Raw genomic sequence first — 18,494 nt, 5'->3', positions numbered from 1 at the left:
CGAGTGGGGCCGAAGCGCATGTTTCGCCCTATCGAAGCAACCCTTCGATATCCTTGACCATATCCTCGGGCTTGGTCGTCGGCGCATACCGCCCGACCACCTGCCCATCCCGGCCGACTAGGAACTTGGTGAAGTTCCACTTGATTGCCTTCGTCCCCAGCAAGCCCGGCGCTTCCGTCTTCAGCCACTGGAACAGCGGATCGGCGTCGTCGCCATTGACGTCGATCTTGGCCATGACGGGAAAGCTGACATCATAGGTCAGCGAACAGAAATTCGCGATCTCCGCCGCATCGCCCGGCTCCTGCGCCCCGAACTGGTTGCACGGAAACCCCAATATGGTCAGCCCTTGCCCCTCGAAACGGCGATGCAGCGCCTCCAGCCCCTCATATTGCGGGGTGAAGCCGCATTTGGACGCGGTGTTGACAATCAGCAGCACACGACCCGCATAGCGCCCCATGTCCACGACCGAGCCGTCCGCCGCCTTGACGGTGAAATCCGCGATACCGCTCATGCGTGCTTCCCCAGCAGATAGTCGAGATTGGCACGGACGCCTGGCCACTCGCGGTCGATGATCGAATAGACGACGCTGTCGCGGATGCGGCCATCGGCCATTACCTGATGCCCGCGCAACACGCCATCCTTCTTCGCACCCAGCCGCTCGATCGCCCGCTGGCTGCGCGCGTTGAGTGCGTCGGTGCGGATCTGGATCGCCTGGCACGCCATCACCTCGAAGGCATGGGCCAGCAGCATCCGCTTCGCCTCGGTATTGACGCCGGTCCGCTGGACCCGGGTGGCGTAGAAGGTGCCGCCTATCTCCAGCCGTCGATGCTGCGGCGCGATCCGCATATAGCGGGTGGTGCCGACGACCTCGCCGCCCGGCGTCTCCACCGTGAAGATCAGGGCGCGACCGACGTCACGCTCCTTCATCGCCGCCGCCAGCCAGCGCTCGGGCGTCTTCATCATCGACACATTGGCGTAGAAGATGTTCCAGAGATCGCCTTCTCGCGCCGCCTCGACCAAAGCGGGCAGGTCGGCCTCGACAAAGGGGCGAAGCGTGACGTGGCGACCGGTCAGCGTGGGGGTCTCGGTCCAGACGCTCATTGCAGTCGGCCTTCGTGCAGGCGCACCACCCGGTCCATCTTGAGCGCCAGCCGCTCGTTATGCGTCGCGACCAGCGCCGCCGAACCCTCGCCGCGCACCAGCCGCAGGAACTCGGCCAGCACGATTTCGGAGGTATGCTCGTCCAGATTGCCGGTCGGCTCGTCGGCCAGCACCAGAGGCGGCTGGTTGGCGAGCGCACGGGCGACGGCGACGCGCTGCTGCTCGCCGCCCGACAGCTGGCTCGGCCGGTGGGTCAGCCGATGGCCCAGCCCCAGCGCGGTCAGCAGCCCCTTGGCGCGCGCCTCGGCATCGGCGGGCAGCTTACCCTGGACGAGTTGCGGCAGGACGACATTCTCGATCGCGTTGAAGTCGGGCAGCAGATGATGGAACTGATAAACGAAGCCCAGATGATCGCGCCGCGCAATAGTGCGGCCATGCGAGTCGAGCTTCGACACCTCCTCGCCCGCGATCCGGATCGAACCGGAGAAACCGCCCTCCAGCAGGCCGACCGCCTGGAGCAGGGTCGACTTGCCCGAACCCGACGGCCCGAGCAGCGCCACGATCTCGCCCGGCGCGATGGCGAGGTCGACGCCGCGCAGCACCTCGATCGTCTGGCCGCCCTGCGTGAAGCTGCGCGACAATTCGCGGGTCGCCAGCACCGGCTCGGCGGCGTGGGGCTGGGCGACCGTTCCCATGCGGATGATCGGATCATTCATAGCGCAGCACCTGAACCGGGTCCGTGCTCGCCGCCTTCCAGGCGGGGTAGAGCGTGGCGAGGAAAGAGAAGACGAGCGCCATCGACGCGATCACGACGATCTCGACCGGATCGGTCTTGGACGGCAGCTCGGTGAGGTAACGGATCGACGGGTCCCAGAGGTTCTGCCCCGTCACGAACTGGACGAAGTTCACCACACCCTGGCGATAGAACAGGAACACCGCGCCCAGCCCCAGCCCGGCGACGGTCCCCAGTGCGCCGATGGTCGTGCCCACCGTCATGAAGATGCGCATCAGGCCACCCCGCGTCGCACCCATCGTCCGCAGGATCGCGATGTCGCGCGTCTTGGCGCGGACCAGCATGATCAGCGAGGACAGGATGTTGAACACCGCGACCAGAATGATGATCGACAGCACGGTGAACATCGCCACCCGCTCGACCGCCAGCGCCTCGAACAATTGCGCATTCATCGTGCGCCAATCGGCGATGACGGCCCGGCCGCCCAACTTGTCCGCTAGCGGGGCGAGGATCTGGCCCACCCGGTCGGCGTCGACCGTCTGCACCTCGACCATGCCGACCGTGTCGCCCATCAGCAGCAGGGTCTGCGCATCCTCGATGGGCATGATGACATAGGCCTTGTCATAGTCGTACACGCCGATCTCGAAGATGGCGCCGACCGTATAGCTGACGATGCGCGGCACCGTGCCGAACGGGGTCGTCTGCCCCTGCGGACTGATCAGCGAGATTTCCGAGCCGACCTGCGCGCCCAGCGCCTCGGCCAGGCGGCTGCCGATCGCGATGCGCCCGCTGCCCGGTATGACGCTGCTCAGATTGCCCATGATGATCTTGGAGCGGATGGCCGAGTTGCCACGGATGTCGGCGACGCGCATGCCGCGGACCAGCACCGCCTCGACCCGGCCGTTATAGCTGGACATCAGCGGCTGTTCGATCATCGGCACCGCGCTGGTGACGCCGGGCGTGGCGCGCGCATCACGCACGATGTCGCGCCAGTCGGGCAGGCGTCCGCCCACCCCCTGCACCACGGCATGGCCGTTGAGACCGACGATCTTGTCGAACAGTTCGGCGCGAAAGCCGTTCATGACGCTCATGACGATGACGAGCGCGGCGACGCCCAACATGACCGCGACCAGGCTGATCGAGGCGACCAGGAAAATGAACGCCTCTCCCTTGCCCGGCAGCAGATAGCGCCGGGCGATCATCCGTTCATAACGTGACAGGATCATTGATGTCCGATCGATCCATGGAGAAACTGAAAAGCCCAAGGGCTGTACGGGCGGCGCCCGGTGCTGGCAATGCCGCGCCCGGTCCGCGCAGGCAACGGCCGACCCGCCCCATTGTTGCGCGCGCGCCACACAAGCGGCGCAATCGTAGCAAGGATGCCGCAAGAGGGATGACAAGCGGCCCTGCCGTAACGTACCACAATCTCACTGAGACACAGGCAGCAACGGCCGTGGTTCGGGGATTGCTCCAACGCTCACCCAACGAGGTTGATGCGGGAGCGGGAAAAGGGGGCTGACGAGCGATCGTCACGCAGGCGCCCGGATCGGAAACGGTCCGGGCGTTTGCCATTTCCGGCACGATCACATGCCATCCCTCGAAAAGCCGCCGGAACCGGCTGGGAAACGGGGAGCTTCCAGACTCCGTCCCCAGATGCCGGCCCGGCGCCCGTTCACGGGACTGTCGCTATACCAGATCAAGATGAACCGAATGTGGACGGGTCGGGTGATTCGTCGGAGGGCGACTTGCCCCTCCACCACTCGCTTACGCGAGCGGTCCCCCTCCCCAAGCAAGCTTGGGGAGGATCAAGAAGGCCCATTCCTCCCCAAGCTTGCTTGGGGAGGGGGACCGCCGGGCGCCAGCCCGGTGGTGGAGGGGCAAGGCCCCAACATCAAAACGACTTGGAAATCGTGAACCCGTAGGTCCTCGGATCGCCCGGCTGCCCCACGATCAGCCCCGTCGATCCCGACTGGGTCGCCAGCAATTCATAGTAATTGTGATCAAACAGGTTGCGCACCCAGACAAAGGCGTTCCAGCTGCCCGGCGCCTTGAACCCCGCACGAACGTTGGACAGGCTATAGCCATTGATATCGGTATAGGCCGAGCGCGACGGGTTGGACGAGAATCTGGAACGGTAGCTGCCGTCATAACCCAGATAGAATTGCCCCTCGGTCCCCGCCACGGTCGCGGGCAGGTCATACTCCGCGCCATAGGAAAAGGCCCAGCGTGACACGCCCGGCAGCCACTGGCCCGAGATGTCGCAATAGGGCAGCGAATTTCCCGGCGTCCCCGCCGCCGCAGGGGTGCCGACGATCTGGCCGTTCACCACCGGCAGCGCGGTGCCCCCCGACAGCTCGGGCGGGCATGGCGCATTGGTGAAGCGGGTATAGCGCGCGTCGGTAAAGGCCGCATTGGCATAGACGTTGAACCGGCTGGTCGGGCGGAAGGCCGAGTCGATCTCCACCCCGCGCGTCCGCACGCGGCCCGCATTGGCCAGATAGCCGCGCAGGACGTTGACCTGGAGGTTGTTCACCGTCGCCTGGTAATCGCCGATCTCGGTCCAGAAGCCCGCGATGTTCACGGTCGCGCGGCGGTCTGCGAACTGGGTCTTCAGCCCCAACTCGAAATGATTGACCTTTTCGGGACGCACCGTCTGCGTCGCCAGGATCGGGTTGTTCTGCGCATCGAGCGGCAGGCCCGACAGGTTGATGCCGCCCGACTTATAGCTGCGCGCATAGGTCGCATAATAATGGACGTTCGGGTTGAACTCATAGGCGACGGTCAAATCGCCCGACAGGTTCCAGTTGGTGAAGGACGGCGTGTAATTCTGCGGCGCGAGAACCCCGCGCTGGTCGCTGGTCAGCGCGGTCGAGCCCGCCCCGTTGGTCACCAACGAGACATAGGAACCATCCTTGCGATCGTAATTGAGCCGCAAGCCGGGTGACACCGACAGGTGATCGTCGACATGCCAGGTCAGCTTGCCGAACAGGGCGGCCGAGGTGTTCGTAAAGCCGATCGTGTTGCGCGAGGTCAGGCCGTTCAGCGTCGCCGGATTGCGACCGCCCGTACTGGTCGGGTTGAGCAGGAAGGCGCTCGCCGCCGGTCCCTGGACCTGAAGTCCCTGCGTGTCGATCGACTGCCAGAAATAAAAGGCGCCCAGCACATAATCGAGCGCCCGCTTGCCGTTCGACGCAATGCGCAGTTCCTGCGTCACCTGGCTCTGCTGCGACGGATTGGCCGAGACGGTGGTGATGGGCAGGCCGATGAAGTCGCGGTCGTTCGACGGGTCCCAATGCCAGAAACGCCAGGCCGACACGCTGGTCAGCGTCGCCTCCCCCACATCCCAGTTCGCGACCAGCGACAGACCGCCCAGTTCCTGCCTGGCGCGCAGATCGGTATCGACATCGGTCAGCCGGTCGAAGGCATTGGTCGAGGGCACACTATAGCCCTGCGCCGCCGCCAGTGCGGCATATTGCCGGTTGAGCGGGCGCTGCGTCGCCCCCACCCGCGCAAAATATTGGACGCAGCAATTGGGGTTCTGCCGCGCATAATCACCCGACAGGGTCAGGTCGAGCGTCGGTGTCGCGTGCCACAGAAACTGACTGCGCAGCGACAGATTGTCCTGGCTGTTCTGCCATTCCTGCTGACGCGTATTATAGATGGTGCCGCGCCGCGTGGTAATCGAGGTCGACAGGCGGAGCGCCACCTTGTCGTCGACCAGCGGGCCGGACACCGACGCCTTGCCCTGGAAGAAGTCGTAATTGCCCGCGCTCAGTTCGACCCGCGCCTCGGGCGTGAAGCTCGGCGGGCGGGTGATGATGTTGATCGCGCCCGCCGTGGTGTTCTTGCCATAGAGCGTGCCCTGCGGGCCCCGCAGCACCTCGATCCGCTCGGTATCGGTGAAGTCGAACGTCGCCGAGGCGATGCGGCTGTAATAGACTTGATCGACATAGATGCCGACGCCCTGTTCGATCCCGTCATTGGTCAGCCCGAACGGTGCGCCCAGCCCGCGAATATTGGCGGCGGAGTTGCGTGGGTTGGTCGAGTAGAATTGCAGCGTCGGCTGGATTTGGGTCAAACGATTGACATTGTACGTCCCCGTCTCGGCCAGCGCGGTGCCGCCGATCACCGACATGGCGATGGGCACCGACTGGATCGTCTCGGCCCGGCGGCGCGCGGTGACGACGACATCGCCCCCGCCCTGCTGCGCCGTGCCTAGCCGTCCTTCGTCGCGATGGGTCTGGGGGGTCTGGGGGGTCTGGGGGGTCTGCTGTTCGGCATTCGGATCGGCTTGCGGATTGGCAGCGGCGGTCGCCTGCGCCGCCAGGATCAAGGCCAGGGTCAAGGACATGGAAGCTCCCCTTTTGGTTTCATCTCCTATTCACACATCGTTTTAGTAGGCATTCAAGCCCGCCATGGCTTGGGATGAGCGAAGATTTGCTTTTCGATCCTCAAACGCCCTTGAAGCACATTTCCCACGAACCATATCGGTTCGCGTGCGGTGCCGGTATCGGGCCGCACGGATGGGTCGAACCGCCCCGCGCCGGGGTGGATCGGTCGATCCCGTTTCAATTCGCTTCTGATGGAGGTTTTGACATGCGTATCGACCTGACTCCGTACCGCCGCTCGACCATCGGCTTCGACCGGCTGTTCGATCTGCTGGAGGCCAATTCGCGGGCCGCTTCGGCAGAGAATTATCCCCCCTTCAACCTCGAGCGTCTGGCCGACGACCGTTACCGCATCACTTTGGCGGTGGCCGGTTTCGCGCGTGACGAGATCGAGATCACCGCGCAGCAGAACATGCTGCTCGTCACCGGCAAGAAGGATGACAAGGCGAACTCGCCCAACTTCCTGCATGTCGGCATCGCCAATCGCTCGTTCGAGCGGCGCTTCGAGCTGGCGGACTTCGTGTTCGTCGAGGATGCGCGCCTGAACGACGGCCTGCTCGTCATCGACCTCGTCCGTGAGGTGCCCGAGGCGATGAAGCCCAAGACGATCGCGATCAAGACGGGCCAGCCGCTCGCCGCGGTGGAGCATCACGCTGGCGAGGCCGACGAGGCCAAGGCGGCGTAAGCAAGCTCGACGTCTTTCCCTCCCTAAAGACGTCGCGGGGCGTCCGGACCGACGGGTCCGGGCGCCTTTTGTTTTAGGGAATGCAGTCCCCACCCCGTTCAGGCTGAGCGAAGTCGAAGCCCACGCCTTGCTATCCGCCAAATGGAGAACTTCTGCCTTGGCCTTCGACTTCGCTCAGGCTGAACGGAGGTTGGGAGGTGCCCCCATAAGAAAAACCCCGCCTCCATCATCTGGAGGCGGGGTTCTCAAATCACACCAACCGGCTCTGCTTGACCGCCGCTTCGATGAAGCTGGCGAAGAGCGGGTGCGGGTCGAAGGGTTTGGACTTGAGTTCGGGGTGGAACTGCACGCCGACGAACCAGGGATGGTCCGGCCGCTCGACGATTTCGGGCAGCGTGCCGTCGGGCGACATGCCGCTGAACACCAGGCCACCCTTTTCCAGCGCGTCCTTATAGGTGGTGTTCACCTCGTAGCGGTGACGATGCCGTTCCGAGATGTCTTCGCCGCCATAGATCGACGCGACGACGCTGTTGCCCGCCAGCTTGGCTTCATAGGCGCCCAAGCGCATCGTACCGCCCATGTCGCCGCTGGACTCGCGCTTCTCCAGACCGTCGCGGCCCATCCACTCGGTGATGAGGCCGACGATCGGCTCGGAGGTCGGGCCGAACTCGGTCGAGGAGGCATCGGCGATGCCCGCCAGGTTCCGCGCACCTTCGACGCACGCCATCTGCATGCCGAAGCAGATGCCGAAATAGGGCACGCGACGTTCGCGCGCGAAGCGGACCGCCTCGATCTTGCCCTGCGCGCCGCGCTCGCCGAACGCGCCGGGGACCAGAATGGCATGGCAGGGTTCGAGCTGCTGCGCGATTTCGCTCTCATCGCCCTCGAACAGCTCGGCGTCGATCCAGCGGATATGGACCTTCACCTTGTTGGCGATACCGCCATGCACCAGCGCTTCGTTCAGCGACTTGTACGCGTCCTGCAGGCCGACATATTTGCCGACCACGCCGATCGTCACTTCGCCTTCCGGGTTGACCAGACGGTCGACGATCTCGGTCCAGCGCGACAGGTCGGGCGCGCCCTCGGGCTCGATGCCGAAGGCGCGGAGCACTTCCGAATCGAGACCTTCGGCATGGTACTGGAGCGGCACCGCATAGATGCTCTTGGCGTCCAGCGCCGGGATCACGGCCGAGGGCGGCACGTTGCAGAACAGGCCGATCTTGGCGCGGTCCGAGGCAGGCAGCGGATGCTCGCAGCGGCAGACCAGCACGTCGGGGGCGACGCCCAGCGCCGCGATCTCGCGCACCGAATGCTGGGTCGGCTTGGTCTTCAGCTCGCCCGCGGCCGCAATATAAGGCACCAGCGTGACGTGGATGCTGATCGACTTGCCACGGCCCAGCTCGTTCTTGAGCTGGCGGATCGCCTCGATGAAAGGCAGCGACTCGATATCGCCGACCGTCCCGCCGATCTCGCAGAGGATGAAGTCGATCTCCTTGCCGTTCTCGTCGAGCGTATCGGCCTTGGCGAACGCCTTGATCGCGTCGGTGACGTGCGGGATCACTTGGACGGTGGCACCCAGATAGTCGCCGCGCCGCTCGCGCTCGATGATCGTCTTGTAGATCCGGCCCGAGGTCACATTGTCCGACTGGCGCGAGGACACGCCGGTGAACCGCTCATAGTGACCCAGGTCGAGATCGGTCTCGGCCCCGTCGTCGGTTACATAGACTTCGCCGTGCTGATACGGGCTCATCGTGCCCGGATCGACGTTGAGATAGGGATCGAACTTGCGGATGCGCACGCTGTAGCCGCGTGCCTGCAAGAGAGCCGCAAGAGAGGCCGCCATGAGGCCTTTGCCGAGCGACGAAACCACGCCGCCGGTGATGAAGATATACCGCGCCATGGGAAGAATCGCCTAGCTTGGATGGGGTGGATACGACAACAGCAAAGATGCGCGCCGCCGGAAAATATCGGCGGCGCGTTGGCCTATGCTGCGATGGAAACGAGGATTAGCGGGCGAGCGGAACCGCCGAATTGTCCGCCGGGGCCTGGGCAGGAGCCGCACCGGTCGGGACCGGGGCGGGCGCGGGCTGGGTGATCGGCGCCTGAGTCGCGGGCGTGCGGGCCAGCGAGGTATCGATGGCCGGCGCGCCGCGCGTCGCGGCCAGTACGGCCAGCAGGATCGAGAAGCCGACGAACGCGGTCGCCAGCACCGCCGTCGCACGGCTGAGGAAGTCCGCCGCGCCGCGCGCCGACATCAGCCCCGACGGGCTGCCCCCCATGCCCAGACCGCCGCCTTCCGACCGCTGCATGAGGATCACCGTGACCAGGGTCGCGGCGATGATGGCGTGGATGACGAGCAGAAATGCGAACATGAGGCGCGTATGATCCCGAACAAGGGGTGTGCGAAAGCGCGCACATAGGCGACGTACGTGGCGGGATCAACCATGCGGCTGGTCGGCACCCCGTTCCCTGCCATCCGATGTGCTGAAAAGGTTCCGGAAAATCCCTGACCCAAGTTGTTCATCTCATCGGAACAGGAGTGAAACCACCGTGGATAAGCGGCGTTATGACAACGAAACAACGCCCGGCAAAGCCCGGCACAGCTATTGGAATCGCCATCGTGTCCAACCCGCACGACCCGCAGTCGCTGTTCGCCTGGATGAGCGCCCTTGTCGATTATGTCCGGTCGGGCGAACCCGATCTGACCAATCGGCAAATGGCTTTGCTGCTCGTCGTTTATCTGCGCCCGGGCCCCCATACGGTACGCGGTTTGGCGCGCGCCTTGAACGTCTCGAAACCTGTCGTTACCCGCGCCTTGAATAGACTGGGAACGCTGGGCTATCTGCGCCGCCAACGCGATGATAGCGACAAGCGTAATATCTTTGTCGCCAGGACACCTGAAGGGGCGGACTTTCTTGAAGAATTCGGACATTTCATCGGCGCTGGCGACGCCCCAGCCCTCCAACGGGCCAACGCGTAAGAGCTTTGCCCTGCAGGGACGCACCGTCGGGCTCGACCCGCGCACCCATGCGGTTCGCCCCGATCTGGCCGATGTCCGGCTCGCTGAATACGTATTCGCGCCCCATTATGCCGCGCCCCTGCCCTATAGGACCCACGCGCCGGTGACACTGCGCGAGGGACGTGCCACGAACAGTACGGTCCTGGCCGAGTTGCGATCGGGCGAGACGTTCGAGGTATTGGAACTGGCGGGCGGCCATGCTTGGGGCATCGCGCCGCATCTCGGGCTGGTCGGCTATTGCGATGCGGGGCTGTTGGAGCGGGTGCAGTGACGAAGACGGTATTTATCGATGGCGGCGCGGGCACGACCGGGCTGGAGATTGCCGACCGGTTGGCGGGGCGCCCCGACCTTTCGATCCTGACCCTGCCCGATGATCGCCGCAAGGATGCCGAGGCACGCCGCGAAGCGATCAACGACGCCGATTTCGTCATCCTCTGCCTGCCCGACGATGCCGCGCGCGAGGCCGTGTCGCTGATCGCCAATGATCGGACCCGCGTGGTCGACGCCTCGACCGCGCACCGGACCGCTGCGGGCTGGGTCTATGGTTTCGCCGAGCTGGAGCCGGAGCAACTGGACAAGATCGCATCGGCGCGGTTCGTCTCCAATCCGGGTTGTTACCCGACCGGCTTCCTCGCCCTCGTCCGTCCGCTGGTGCGCGCCGGGATCATCCCGGCGGACTTCCCGGTGACGGTCAACGCCGCCTCGGGCTATTCGGGCGGCGGCAAGGCGATGATCGCCGAATATGAGACCGCCACCGAGCGCGCCTTCCGCCCCTATGGCCTCACCCTCGCGCACAAGCACGCGCCGGAGATGCAGCGTCATTCGGGCCTGACCCATGCGCCGATCTTCGCGCCTGCCGTGGTCGACACCTATCGCGGCATGGTCGTCGAGGTGCCCCTGCCCCTTTACGCCCTGCCGGGCGCGCCCTCGCTCGACCGCGTGACGCAGGCGCTGGCCGAGGCCTATGCCGACAGCCGCATCGTGCGTTTTTCGGCGGATGCCGTAGCGGCGGTGAATATCGAGGAAAATGCCGGAACCGACCGGATGACCTTGCGTGTCTGCGGCAATGCGGCCACGGGACAGGCGCGACTGATCGCCACGCTCGACAATCTGGGCAAGGGTGCCGGGGGTGCGGCGGTCCAGAACCTGAATATCATGGCCGGGCTCGATCCGACCGCCGGCCTCGTGCTCTAAGGAGACGTCATGACGCGCAATCCCGTTGGCAAGCTGCTGCTGTTCGGCGCGACCGGCGACCTGTCGCAGCGGATGCTGCTGCCCTCGCTGTTCAACCTCCATTCGGACGGGCTGCTGCCCGAGGGGCTGACGATCACCGGCACCGCCCGGTCGGACCATGACGATGCCAGCTTCCGCGAGTTCGCGGCCAAGGCGCTCGACACCTTCCTGCCGGACGACCGCAAGGACGCCGACAAGATCGCCAGCTTCCTGGAACGCGTGCAGTATCAGTCGCTCGACGCCTCTTCGACGGACGGCTTCCCGGCGCTGGCGGAGAAGGTCGGCGACGTGTCGAACGGCCTCGCCATCTATCTGTCGACCGCGCCCAGCCTGTTCGAGTCCACCATCAAGGGCCTCGAATCGGTCGGCCTGGCGGGCGAGACGGTGCGGATCGGCCTGGAAAAGCCGCTCGGCTACGATCTCGCCTCGTCCAAGGAAATCAACGACGCGGTCGCCTTCGGCTTCCCCGAGGAGCGGACCTTCCGCATCGACCATTATCTGGGCAAGGAAACGGTCCAGAACATCCTGGCGCTGCGCTTCGGCAATTTCTTCTTCGAGCCGATCTGGAACGCGCACGGTATCGACAATGTGCAGATCACCATCGCCGAGACGGTCGGGCTGGAGGATCGCGCGGGCTATTACGAGGGCGCAGGCGCGCTGCGCGACATGGTGCAGAACCATATCCTTCAGTTGCTCGCGCTCGTCGCGATGGAGCCGCCCGCGCGCTATGACGGCACCGCGATCCGCGACGAAAAGGCCAAGGTCTTCCGCTCGCTCCGCCTGATGACGCCGGAGGAAGTGCCCAACAACACCGTCACCGGCCAATATGCCGATGGCGCGGTCGGGGGTAAGATCGTCGGTTCCTATGCCGACGAGCTGGGCAAGCCGTCCAAGACCGAGACCTTCGTCGCGATCAAGGCGCATGTCGACAATTGGCGCTGGCAGGGGGTTCCCTTCTACCTGCGCACCGGCAAGCGCATGGCCGCGCGCCGTTCCGAGATCGCGATCCAGTTCAAGCCCGTACCGCACTCGATGTTCGCCGGGCGTGGCGGCCTGCTCCAGCCCAACACGCTGGTCATCCGCCTGCAGCCCGAGGAATATATCCAGCTGCTGGTGATGGCGAAGGAGCCGGGCCTCGACCGCGACGGCATCCGCCTGCGCGAAGTGCCGCTGAACCTGTCGCTCGACGCCGAGTTTGCGGGCACCCGCCGCCGCATCGCCTATGAGCGGCTCCTGCTCGACCTGATCGAGGGCGATCAGACGCTGTTCGTCCGTCGCGACGAGGTGGAGGCGCAGTGGACCTGGATCGACGCCATCCGCGCCGGTTGGGACGCCAACGACGTCAAGCCCAAGACCTATCCGAGCGGCAGCTGGGGTCCCTCCTCCGCCATCGCGCTGACCGAGCGCGACGGGGTGCACTGGCAGGACGACTGATCGCCGCCGCCCCGATCGTGAGGGCGAAGACTTTGGCGCAATATGGCCCGTCCGTGCGGCGGGTACTATCTTGCGCCCCGAATATCTAGGACAGGATGACATGACCGACGAAATCGAATGGTGGGATTACGAAGACACCACCGAAATGGCGAACGCGCTGGCGGGCGACATCCAGTTCATCATCGAAAGCGCGATCGAGGCGCGCGGCGCGGCGGTGATCGCACTGTCGGGCGGCAAGACGCCGATCCCGGTCTATGAAAAGCTGGCCCAGGCCAAGCTCGACTGGAAGCGCGTGACGATCGTCCCCGCCGACGAGCGCGTCGTGCCGCTGGGTGATCCGCTGTCCAACGTCACCATGATCGGCAAGATCTTCCTGCCCAAGGGCGCGCGCGTCATGCCGATCGTGCCGCAGGCGACGTCGGACTATAAGGCCGCCGGTCGCTCGGCCGATGCGCTGATGCAGGAACTGCACTGGCCGCTCGACCTGGTGCTGCTGGGCATGGGCGCGGACGGGCACACCGCCTCGATCTTCCCCGGCCCGGACTATGACGAAGCGCTCAACGGCCCCAAGGAGCGCCGCGCGCTGGGCCTGATGCCCGACCCGCTGCCGCCCGAAGCACCGGTCGCGCGCGTGACGCTCAGCCGGGCGGGCATCGTTTCGGCCCGTTCGATCATGTTCGCCATCTCGGGCCCCGCCAAGAAGAAGGTGCTGGAAGACGCGATCAAGGAAGGCGCATCGTCGCCCTATCCGGTCGGCCGTGTCCTGGCCGAAGTCGAACTGCCGATCGACATCCACTGGAGCGAGCAATGAGCCTCAACGCCGCCGTCTCTGCCGTCACCGACCGGGTCATCGAACGCTCGCGTCCGGGCCGCCAGGCCTATCTCGACCTGATCGCGCATGAGGCCGAGACGGCGGTCCGCCGCCCCAATCTGGGCTGCGCCAACCTCGCCCATGCCTATGCCGGGACCGAGGAAGACCGCGACGCCATGAAGGCGGATCGGGGCATGAATATCGGCATCGTGTCGGCCTATAACGACATGCTGTCCGCCCACGCCGTCTATTATCGCTATCCCGAACTGATGAAGGTCTGGGCGCGCGAAGTCGGCGCGACGGCACAGGTCGCGGGCGGCGTGCCCGCCATGTGCGACGGCGTGACGCAGGGCTATGCGGGCATGGAGCTGTCGCTGTTCAGCCGCGACACCATCGCGCTGTCGACGGCGGTCGCGCTGAGCCACGGCACCTTCGAGGGGGCCGCGCTGCTCGGCATCTGCGACAAGATCGTGCCCGGCCTGCTGATGGGCGCGCTGCGCTTCGGCCATCTGCCGATGATCCTGGTCCCCGGCGGCCCGATGCCGACCGGCCTGCCCAACAAGCAGAAGGCCGCCGTCCGCGAAGCCTTTGCCGAGGGCAAGGCAGGGCGCGACGAGCTGCTGGACGCCGAGATCGCGGCCTATCATTCCAAGGGCACCTGCACCTTCTACGGCACCGCCAACACCAACCAGATGATGATGGAGGTGATGGGCCTGCACATGCCGGGCGCCGCCTTCGTCAATCCGGGCACCAAGCTGCGCCAGGAACTCAGCCGCGCCGCCGTCCATCGCCTCGCCGCGATCGGCCAGCGTGGCGACGACTATCGCCCGCTGGGGCGCTGCGTCGATGAGAAGGCGATCGTCAACGCGGCGGTCGGCCTGCTGGCGACCGGTGGTTCGACCAACCACCTGATCCACCTGCCCGCCATCGCACGTGCGGCGGGGATCATCATCGACTGGGAGGATATGGACCGCCTGTCGGCCGCCGTGCCGCTGATCGCGCGTGTCTACCCCAACGGCTCGGCCGATGTGAACGGGTTCGAGGCGGCGGGCGGCATGCCCTATGTCATCCGCGAACTCCTGTCCGCCGGGCTGCTCCACCGCGACATCATGACCGTCGCAGGCAAGGACCTGTCCGATTACGGCCAGACGGCGGTCATCGCCGAGGATAAGCTCAGCTGGACCCCGGTCGGCGACAGCGGCGACGAGACGATCCTGCGCCCCGCCGCCGCGCCCTTCTCGGCCGATGGCGGCATGCGTATCCTGTCGGGCAATCTCGGCCGCGCCTGCATCAAGGTGTCGGCGGTCGAGCGCGAACGCTGGATCATCGAGGCGCCTGCCCGCGTCTTCTCCGACCAGTCGGAAGTCCAGGCCGCGTTCAAGGCAGGCGAGCTGGAGCGCGACGTGGTCGTCGTGGTCCGTTTCCAGGGCCCTAAGGCAAACGGCATGCCGGAGTTGCACAAGCTGACCCCGCCGCTGGGCGTGCTCCAGAACCGGGGCTTCAAGGTCGCGCTCGTCACCGATGGCCGCATGTCGGGCGCGAGTGGCAAGGTGCCCTGCGCTATCCATCTCAGTCCCGAGGCGATCGGCGGTGGCGCGATCGGCCTGATCCGCGACGGCGACATCGTCCGTCTGGACGCGGTCGAGGGCACGTTGAACGCGCTGGTCGATCCGGCCGAATGGGCCGCGCGCGAGCAGGCGGCGACGCCCGCCCCGGCACAGGGCATGGGCCGCGAGCTGTTCGCGCTGTTCCGCCAAGCCGCCGACGAAGCCGAGAAGGGCGCATCGCCCATTCTCGCGGGCGCCGGCCTGTAAAAAGATAAGGGGGAGGACATCATGGAAATCGTAGCCGTCGACATCGGGGGCACGCATGCGCGTTTCGCGATCGCCGAGGTCGAGAATGGCCGGGTGGTCAAGCTGGGCGAGCCGTGCACGCAGAAGACGGCCGAGCACGCCTCGCTCCAGACCGCGTGGCAGGCGTTCGAGGCGCATCTGGGCCGCCCGCTGCCCAAGGCCGCCTCGCTCGCCATCGCCTCGCCGATCACCGGCGACGTCATCCGCATGACCAACAACCCCTGGGTCATCCGTCCGTCGCTGATTCCCGAGCGGCTGGGTGCGGACGTCTATACGGTCATTAACGATTTCGGCGCGGTCGGCCATGCCGTGGCGCAGGTGCCGGAGGAGGACTTCCTCCATATCTGCGGCCCTGAAGAACCGATGCCCGCCAATGGCGTCGTCACGGTCTGCGGCCCCGGCACCGGCCTCGGCGTCGCGCAGGTGCTGCTGACGCCGGAACGCTACCATGTCATCGAAACCGAGGGCGGTCATATGGACTATGCCCCGCTCGACGGCATCGAGGATGCGATCCTGAAGCGTCTGCGCCGCACCTATACCCGTGTGTCGTGCGAGCGGATCTGCTCGGGCCCCGGCATCGTCGCCATCTACGAGACGCTCGCCACGCTGGAGGGCCGTGCGGTGCCCAGCCGCGACGACCGTGAAATCTGGACCGAGGCGCTGGAGGGCACCGACTCGATCGCGCTGGCCGCGCTCGACCGTTTCTGTCTCGCGCTCGGCGCGGTGGCGGGCGACTTCGCGTTGGCGCAAGGCGCCAAGACCGTCGTGATCGCGGGCGGCCTCGGCTTCCGGATCAAGGACAAGCTGCTGCGCTCAGGCTTCGACCAGCGCTTCGTCGCCAAGGGTCGGTTCCAGTCGCTGATAGCGCGTATCCCCGTCAAGCTCATCACCCATCCCCAGCCCGGCCTGTTCGGTGCGGCCGCGGCCTTTGCCCAGGAGCATTCATGACCGACATCGCCACCATCATGCGCACCAGCGCGGTCATCCCCGTGCTGGTCATCGACGACGCCGCCACCGCCAAGCCGCTGGCCGAGGCGCTGGTCGCGGGCGGGCTGAAGGTGCTGGAGGTGACGCTGCGCACCCCCGCCGCGCTGGAGGCGATGGCCGAGATGAAGAAGGTGCCCGGCGCGATCGTCGGTGCCGGCACCGTCGTCAACGAGCAGCAGCTGCGCGACGTGGCGGATGCAGGTGCGGAGTTCATCGTCTCGCCGGGCCTGACGGATCGTCTCGGCGCGGCGGTGATCGAGAGCGGCATCCCCTATCTGCCCGGTATCGCCAATGCGGGCGACATCATGCGCGGGCTGGATCTGGGCCTGACCCATTTCAAGTTCTTTCCCGCCGAGACGAGCGGCGGCCTGAAGGCGCTGAAGGCGCTGGCCGCGCCCTTCTACCAGGCGCGCTTCTGCCCGACCGGTGGCATCACCGAAGCGAGCGCCCCCGACTGGCTGGCCTTCGACCGCGTGCTGTGCGTCGGCGGCAGCTGGGTAACCGGCGGATCGATGGCCGATGTGGAGGCCAAGGCCCGCGCGGCGGCAGCGCTGCGAGGTTGATCAAGGACGAACACCCTCACCCTTCCCGCCCGCTATCGCCGGCGGGCCCCTTCCCTCTCCCGTTGGGAGAGGGAGGGAGGCGCAAGGCGCCGGGAGGGTGAGGGTGATAGCTCACTGGCGTGCTCAAGCGCCCACCGCCCCGACCAACCACTGCCGAAACGCCTTCATCGCCAGCCCTTCCTTCCGCGACAACAACCGCGTCAGCCAGTACCGCCCGGCGTCGATCTCCACACCGAATGGCTGAACCAACCGCTCATTCGTCAGCTCACGCCCGAACATCGCCTTCGGCGCGAGTGCGACACCCAACCCGGCCATCGCCGCCGCCACCATCAAGGCGGAACTGTCGAACATGGGTCCACGCAGTGCCGGTGCCGGAACGCCTGCCGCGGCGAACCAGCTCTCCCATTCGCTGACCCGATAGGACCGCAGCAAGCGCTCCCGCGCCAAATCGCCCGGCTCCCTCAACCGCGCGGCCACCAGGGGGGTACAAAGCGGCGTCAGCGGTGCGGCCATCAGCGGCTCGGCATGGGTGCCATGCCAGGCCCCGTCGCCGAAGCGGATCGCGTAATCCAGCCCCTCCCCCGCCAGATCGACACGGTTGTTGTTGATCGATACGCGAACATCGATGTGCGGATGGGTCGCCGCAAAATCGTCCAGCCGCTCGAGCAGCCATCCGGTCGCGAAAGTCCCCACCACCCCGATGTTCAGCACATATTGGAAACGGCCATCGGCAAACCGGTCGAGCGTCGCCCCGATCCGGTCGAACGTCTCGGCCAAGACCGGTACCAGCGCCTGTCCGTCATCGGTCAGCGCCAGTCCTCGCGGCAGACGATGGAACAGCCGCGCGCCAAGTCTCTTCTCCAGTGCCGCGACCTGATGGCTGACCGCCCCCTGACTGACACATAGCTCGATCGCGGCGCGCGTGAAGTTCAGATGCCGCGCCGCCGCCTCAAAAGCACGCAAGGCATTGAGGGGAAGCTGTGCGCGGTCCATGCCCCATCATGAAATCCGCTCATGGCTGTGTCGAGGGAAGATGCTTTGTCGCGCGGGACAAAGCGATCCATCCTGCCGGGCAAGGAGACACGCCATGCTCGCCAGACCGACCCTGCTTTCGCTGATCGCCATCGTCGCCGCGCCCGCCATGCCACAAACGCCCGATCCGCTGACCAAACCGATCGTGACCGAACACACGGCAGAATGGCTCGCACCGCGCCCGCCGGTGAAGGTCTTTGGCACCACCTATCTGGTCGGCTTTGGCGGTTTGAACGTCGCGCTGATCGATACGGGCCAGGGTCTGATCCTGATCGACGGCGCGCTGCCCCAGGCCGCACCTGCGATCCTTGCCAATGTCGCAAAGCTCGGCTTCCGCCCGCGCGACATCAAATATATTCTCAGCACGGAGCCGCATTTCGACCATGCGGGCGGTCTCGCCGCGCTCGCGCGCGACACCGGTGCAACGGTCGTCGCCAGCCCTCGGGGCGCGCAAGGGTTGCGCACCGGGCGGCTGGCCATGGACGATCCGCAACGTGGGTATGACAGCAAATTTCCGCCCCTCCGCACGGTGAAGGTCCTACGCGACGGCGAGCGACTGACTGTAGCGCGACATCGTCGGTGACTGGTCAGCGACATTGATGGTGATGTGTCAGCGGTGACGTTGGGGATAGTGTCACACGAGGTTGGCCTGGAT

General features: G+C 65.9%; 18 protein-coding genes. 10 read left to right on the top strand and 8 right to left on the bottom strand.

Features of this window, described 5'->3' with window-relative positions:
* Positions 1-28: 28 nt before the first annotated feature.
* The 5 genes from GGQ89_RS03310 to GGQ89_RS03290 form a co-directional block, all read right to left on the bottom strand.
* On the bottom strand, positions 29-511 hold the full coding sequence (locus tag GGQ89_RS03310; RefSeq protein ID WP_184104087.1) for a glutathione peroxidase: 483 nt from the start codon (positions 509-511) through the stop codon (positions 29-31).
* On the bottom strand, positions 508-1,101 hold the full coding sequence (locus tag GGQ89_RS03305; protein WP_184104084.1) for a GNAT family N-acetyltransferase: 594 nt from the start codon (positions 1,099-1,101) through the stop codon (positions 508-510). Before GGQ89_RS03305 ends, GGQ89_RS03310 begins: the two co-directional genes overlap by 4 nt.
* Complete coding sequence (locus GGQ89_RS03300) at positions 1,098-1,817, bottom strand: ABC transporter ATP-binding protein (protein ID WP_380773210.1); 720 nt, start codon at positions 1,815-1,817, stop codon at positions 1,098-1,100. Before GGQ89_RS03300 ends, GGQ89_RS03305 begins: the two co-directional genes overlap by 4 nt.
* The gene (locus GGQ89_RS03295) at positions 1,810-3,060 is read right to left on the bottom strand and encodes a lipoprotein-releasing ABC transporter permease subunit (RefSeq protein WP_184104082.1); all 1,251 of its coding nucleotides are present in this window, start codon (positions 3,058-3,060) and stop codon (positions 1,810-1,812) included. Before GGQ89_RS03295 ends, GGQ89_RS03300 begins: the two co-directional genes overlap by 8 nt.
* 665 nt (positions 3,061-3,725) lie before the next feature.
* On the bottom strand, positions 3,726-6,185 hold the full coding sequence (locus GGQ89_RS03290; RefSeq protein WP_184104080.1) for a TonB-dependent receptor: 2,460 nt from the start codon (positions 6,183-6,185) through the stop codon (positions 3,726-3,728).
* A 245-nt stretch (positions 6,186-6,430) separates the two neighbouring features.
* Between GGQ89_RS03290 and GGQ89_RS03285 the strand changes: the two genes are divergently transcribed.
* Positions 6,431-6,907 carry an Hsp20 family protein gene (locus GGQ89_RS03285; RefSeq protein ID WP_184104078.1) on the top strand — a complete coding sequence of 159 codons (477 nt, stop codon included), beginning with the start codon at positions 6,431-6,433 and terminating at the stop codon, positions 6,905-6,907.
* 250 nt (positions 6,908-7,157) lie between these two features.
* On the opposite strand, the gene GGQ89_RS03280 is transcribed toward GGQ89_RS03285, so the two are convergent.
* Both GGQ89_RS03280 and secG read right to left on the bottom strand, forming a co-directional pair.
* Positions 7,158-8,807, bottom strand: coding sequence for a CTP synthase (locus tag GGQ89_RS03280; RefSeq protein ID WP_184104076.1), 1,650 nt, complete (start codon positions 8,805-8,807; stop codon positions 7,158-7,160).
* A 106-nt stretch (positions 8,808-8,913) separates the two neighbouring features.
* Positions 8,914-9,279, bottom strand: a complete 366-nt coding sequence (gene secG, locus GGQ89_RS03275) for a preprotein translocase subunit SecG (RefSeq protein WP_042482793.1) — start codon at positions 9,277-9,279, stop codon at positions 8,914-8,916.
* Between the two features lie 287 nt (positions 9,280-9,566).
* Between secG and GGQ89_RS03270 the strand changes: the two genes are divergently transcribed.
* From GGQ89_RS03270 to eda, 8 genes are all read left to right on the top strand, one after another.
* Positions 9,567-9,887 (top strand): MarR family transcriptional regulator, encoded by a 321-nt coding sequence (locus GGQ89_RS03270; RefSeq protein WP_042482995.1) that lies wholly within the window; start codon positions 9,567-9,569, stop codon positions 9,885-9,887.
* The gene (locus GGQ89_RS03265; protein WP_338112323.1) at positions 9,823-10,197 is read left to right on the top strand and encodes an SH3 domain-containing protein; all 375 of its coding nucleotides are present in this window, start codon (positions 9,823-9,825) and stop codon (positions 10,195-10,197) included. Before GGQ89_RS03270 ends, GGQ89_RS03265 begins: the two co-directional genes overlap by 65 nt.
* A complete protein-coding gene (gene argC, locus GGQ89_RS03260) occupies positions 10,194-11,120 on the top strand; it encodes an N-acetyl-gamma-glutamyl-phosphate reductase (protein ID WP_184104074.1) in 927 nt (308 codons plus the stop codon). Before GGQ89_RS03265 ends, argC begins: the two co-directional genes overlap by 4 nt.
* 9 nt (positions 11,121-11,129) lie before the next feature.
* Complete coding sequence (gene zwf, locus GGQ89_RS03255; RefSeq protein ID WP_058716760.1) at positions 11,130-12,593, top strand: glucose-6-phosphate dehydrogenase; 1,464 nt, start codon at positions 11,130-11,132, stop codon at positions 12,591-12,593.
* 100 nt (positions 12,594-12,693) lie between these two features.
* Complete coding sequence (gene pgl, locus GGQ89_RS03250) at positions 12,694-13,404, top strand: 6-phosphogluconolactonase (protein WP_056437543.1); 711 nt, start codon at positions 12,694-12,696, stop codon at positions 13,402-13,404.
* Positions 13,401-15,218 carry a phosphogluconate dehydratase gene (gene edd, locus GGQ89_RS03245; RefSeq protein ID WP_184104072.1) on the top strand — a complete coding sequence of 606 codons (1,818 nt, stop codon included), beginning with the start codon at positions 13,401-13,403 and terminating at the stop codon, positions 15,216-15,218. The genes pgl and edd overlap by 4 nt, the downstream gene beginning before the upstream one ends.
* A 21-nt stretch (positions 15,219-15,239) precedes the next feature.
* Positions 15,240-16,205, top strand: coding sequence for a glucokinase (glk, locus tag GGQ89_RS03240; protein WP_184104070.1), 966 nt, complete (start codon positions 15,240-15,242; stop codon positions 16,203-16,205).
* A complete protein-coding gene (gene eda, locus GGQ89_RS03235) occupies positions 16,202-16,807 on the top strand; it encodes a bifunctional 4-hydroxy-2-oxoglutarate aldolase/2-dehydro-3-deoxy-phosphogluconate aldolase (RefSeq protein WP_042482810.1) in 606 nt (201 codons plus the stop codon). Before glk ends, eda begins: the two co-directional genes overlap by 4 nt.
* A 123-nt stretch (positions 16,808-16,930) precedes the next feature.
* Here the strand turns inward: eda and GGQ89_RS03230 are convergent, their stop codons facing one another.
* Positions 16,931-17,800 carry a LysR family transcriptional regulator gene (locus tag GGQ89_RS03230; RefSeq protein WP_184104068.1) on the bottom strand — a complete coding sequence of 290 codons (870 nt, stop codon included), beginning with the start codon at positions 17,798-17,800 and terminating at the stop codon, positions 16,931-16,933.
* Between the two features lie 94 nt (positions 17,801-17,894).
* Between GGQ89_RS03230 and GGQ89_RS03225 the strand changes: the two genes are divergently transcribed.
* Positions 17,895-18,422 (top strand): MBL fold metallo-hydrolase, encoded by a 528-nt coding sequence (locus GGQ89_RS03225; RefSeq protein ID WP_184104066.1) that lies wholly within the window; start codon positions 17,895-17,897, stop codon positions 18,420-18,422.
* Positions 18,423-18,494 lie beyond the last annotated feature (72 nt).

This window comes from Sphingomonas yabuuchiae (assembly GCF_014199595.1).
Classification (GTDB): Bacteria; Pseudomonadota; Alphaproteobacteria; order Sphingomonadales; family Sphingomonadaceae; genus Sphingomonas; species Sphingomonas yabuuchiae.
Note: the sequence above shows the minus strand (reverse complement) of the source record. Positions and strands in the feature narration are given on the sequence as shown.

Coding starts and splice junctions, on each gene's coding strand:
- GGQ89_RS03280 (WP_184104076.1), bottom strand. CDS start 8,807: ATGGCGCGGTATATCTTCATCACCGGCGGCGTGGTTTCGTCGCTCGGC.
- pgl (WP_056437543.1), top strand. CDS start 12,694: ATGACCGACGAAATCGAATGGTGGGATTACGAAGACACCACCGAAATG.
- GGQ89_RS03285 (WP_184104078.1), top strand. CDS start 6,431: ATGCGTATCGACCTGACTCCGTACCGCCGCTCGACCATCGGCTTCGAC.
- GGQ89_RS03225 (WP_184104066.1), top strand. CDS start 17,895: ATGCTCGCCAGACCGACCCTGCTTTCGCTGATCGCCATCGTCGCCGCG.
- zwf (WP_058716760.1), top strand. CDS start 11,130: ATGACGCGCAATCCCGTTGGCAAGCTGCTGCTGTTCGGCGCGACCGGC.
- GGQ89_RS03300 (WP_380773210.1), bottom strand. CDS start 1,817: ATGAATGATCCGATCATCCGCATGGGAACGGTCGCCCAGCCCCACGCC.
- eda (WP_042482810.1), top strand. CDS start 16,202: ATGACCGACATCGCCACCATCATGCGCACCAGCGCGGTCATCCCCGTG.
- GGQ89_RS03270 (WP_042482995.1), top strand. CDS start 9,567: ATGAGCGCCCTTGTCGATTATGTCCGGTCGGGCGAACCCGATCTGACC.
- GGQ89_RS03305 (WP_184104084.1), bottom strand. CDS start 1,101: ATGAGCGTCTGGACCGAGACCCCCACGCTGACCGGTCGCCACGTCACG.
- GGQ89_RS03290 (WP_184104080.1), bottom strand. CDS start 6,185: ATGTCCTTGACCCTGGCCTTGATCCTGGCGGCGCAGGCGACCGCCGCT.
- glk (WP_184104070.1), top strand. CDS start 15,240: ATGGAAATCGTAGCCGTCGACATCGGGGGCACGCATGCGCGTTTCGCG.
- GGQ89_RS03310 (WP_184104087.1), bottom strand. CDS start 511: ATGAGCGGTATCGCGGATTTCACCGTCAAGGCGGCGGACGGCTCGGTC.
- edd (WP_184104072.1), top strand. CDS start 13,401: ATGAGCCTCAACGCCGCCGTCTCTGCCGTCACCGACCGGGTCATCGAA.
- GGQ89_RS03230 (WP_184104068.1), bottom strand. CDS start 17,800: ATGGACCGCGCACAGCTTCCCCTCAATGCCTTGCGTGCTTTTGAGGCG.
- secG (WP_042482793.1), bottom strand. CDS start 9,279: ATGTTCGCATTTCTGCTCGTCATCCACGCCATCATCGCCGCGACCCTG.
- GGQ89_RS03295 (WP_184104082.1), bottom strand. CDS start 3,060: ATGATCCTGTCACGTTATGAACGGATGATCGCCCGGCGCTATCTGCTG.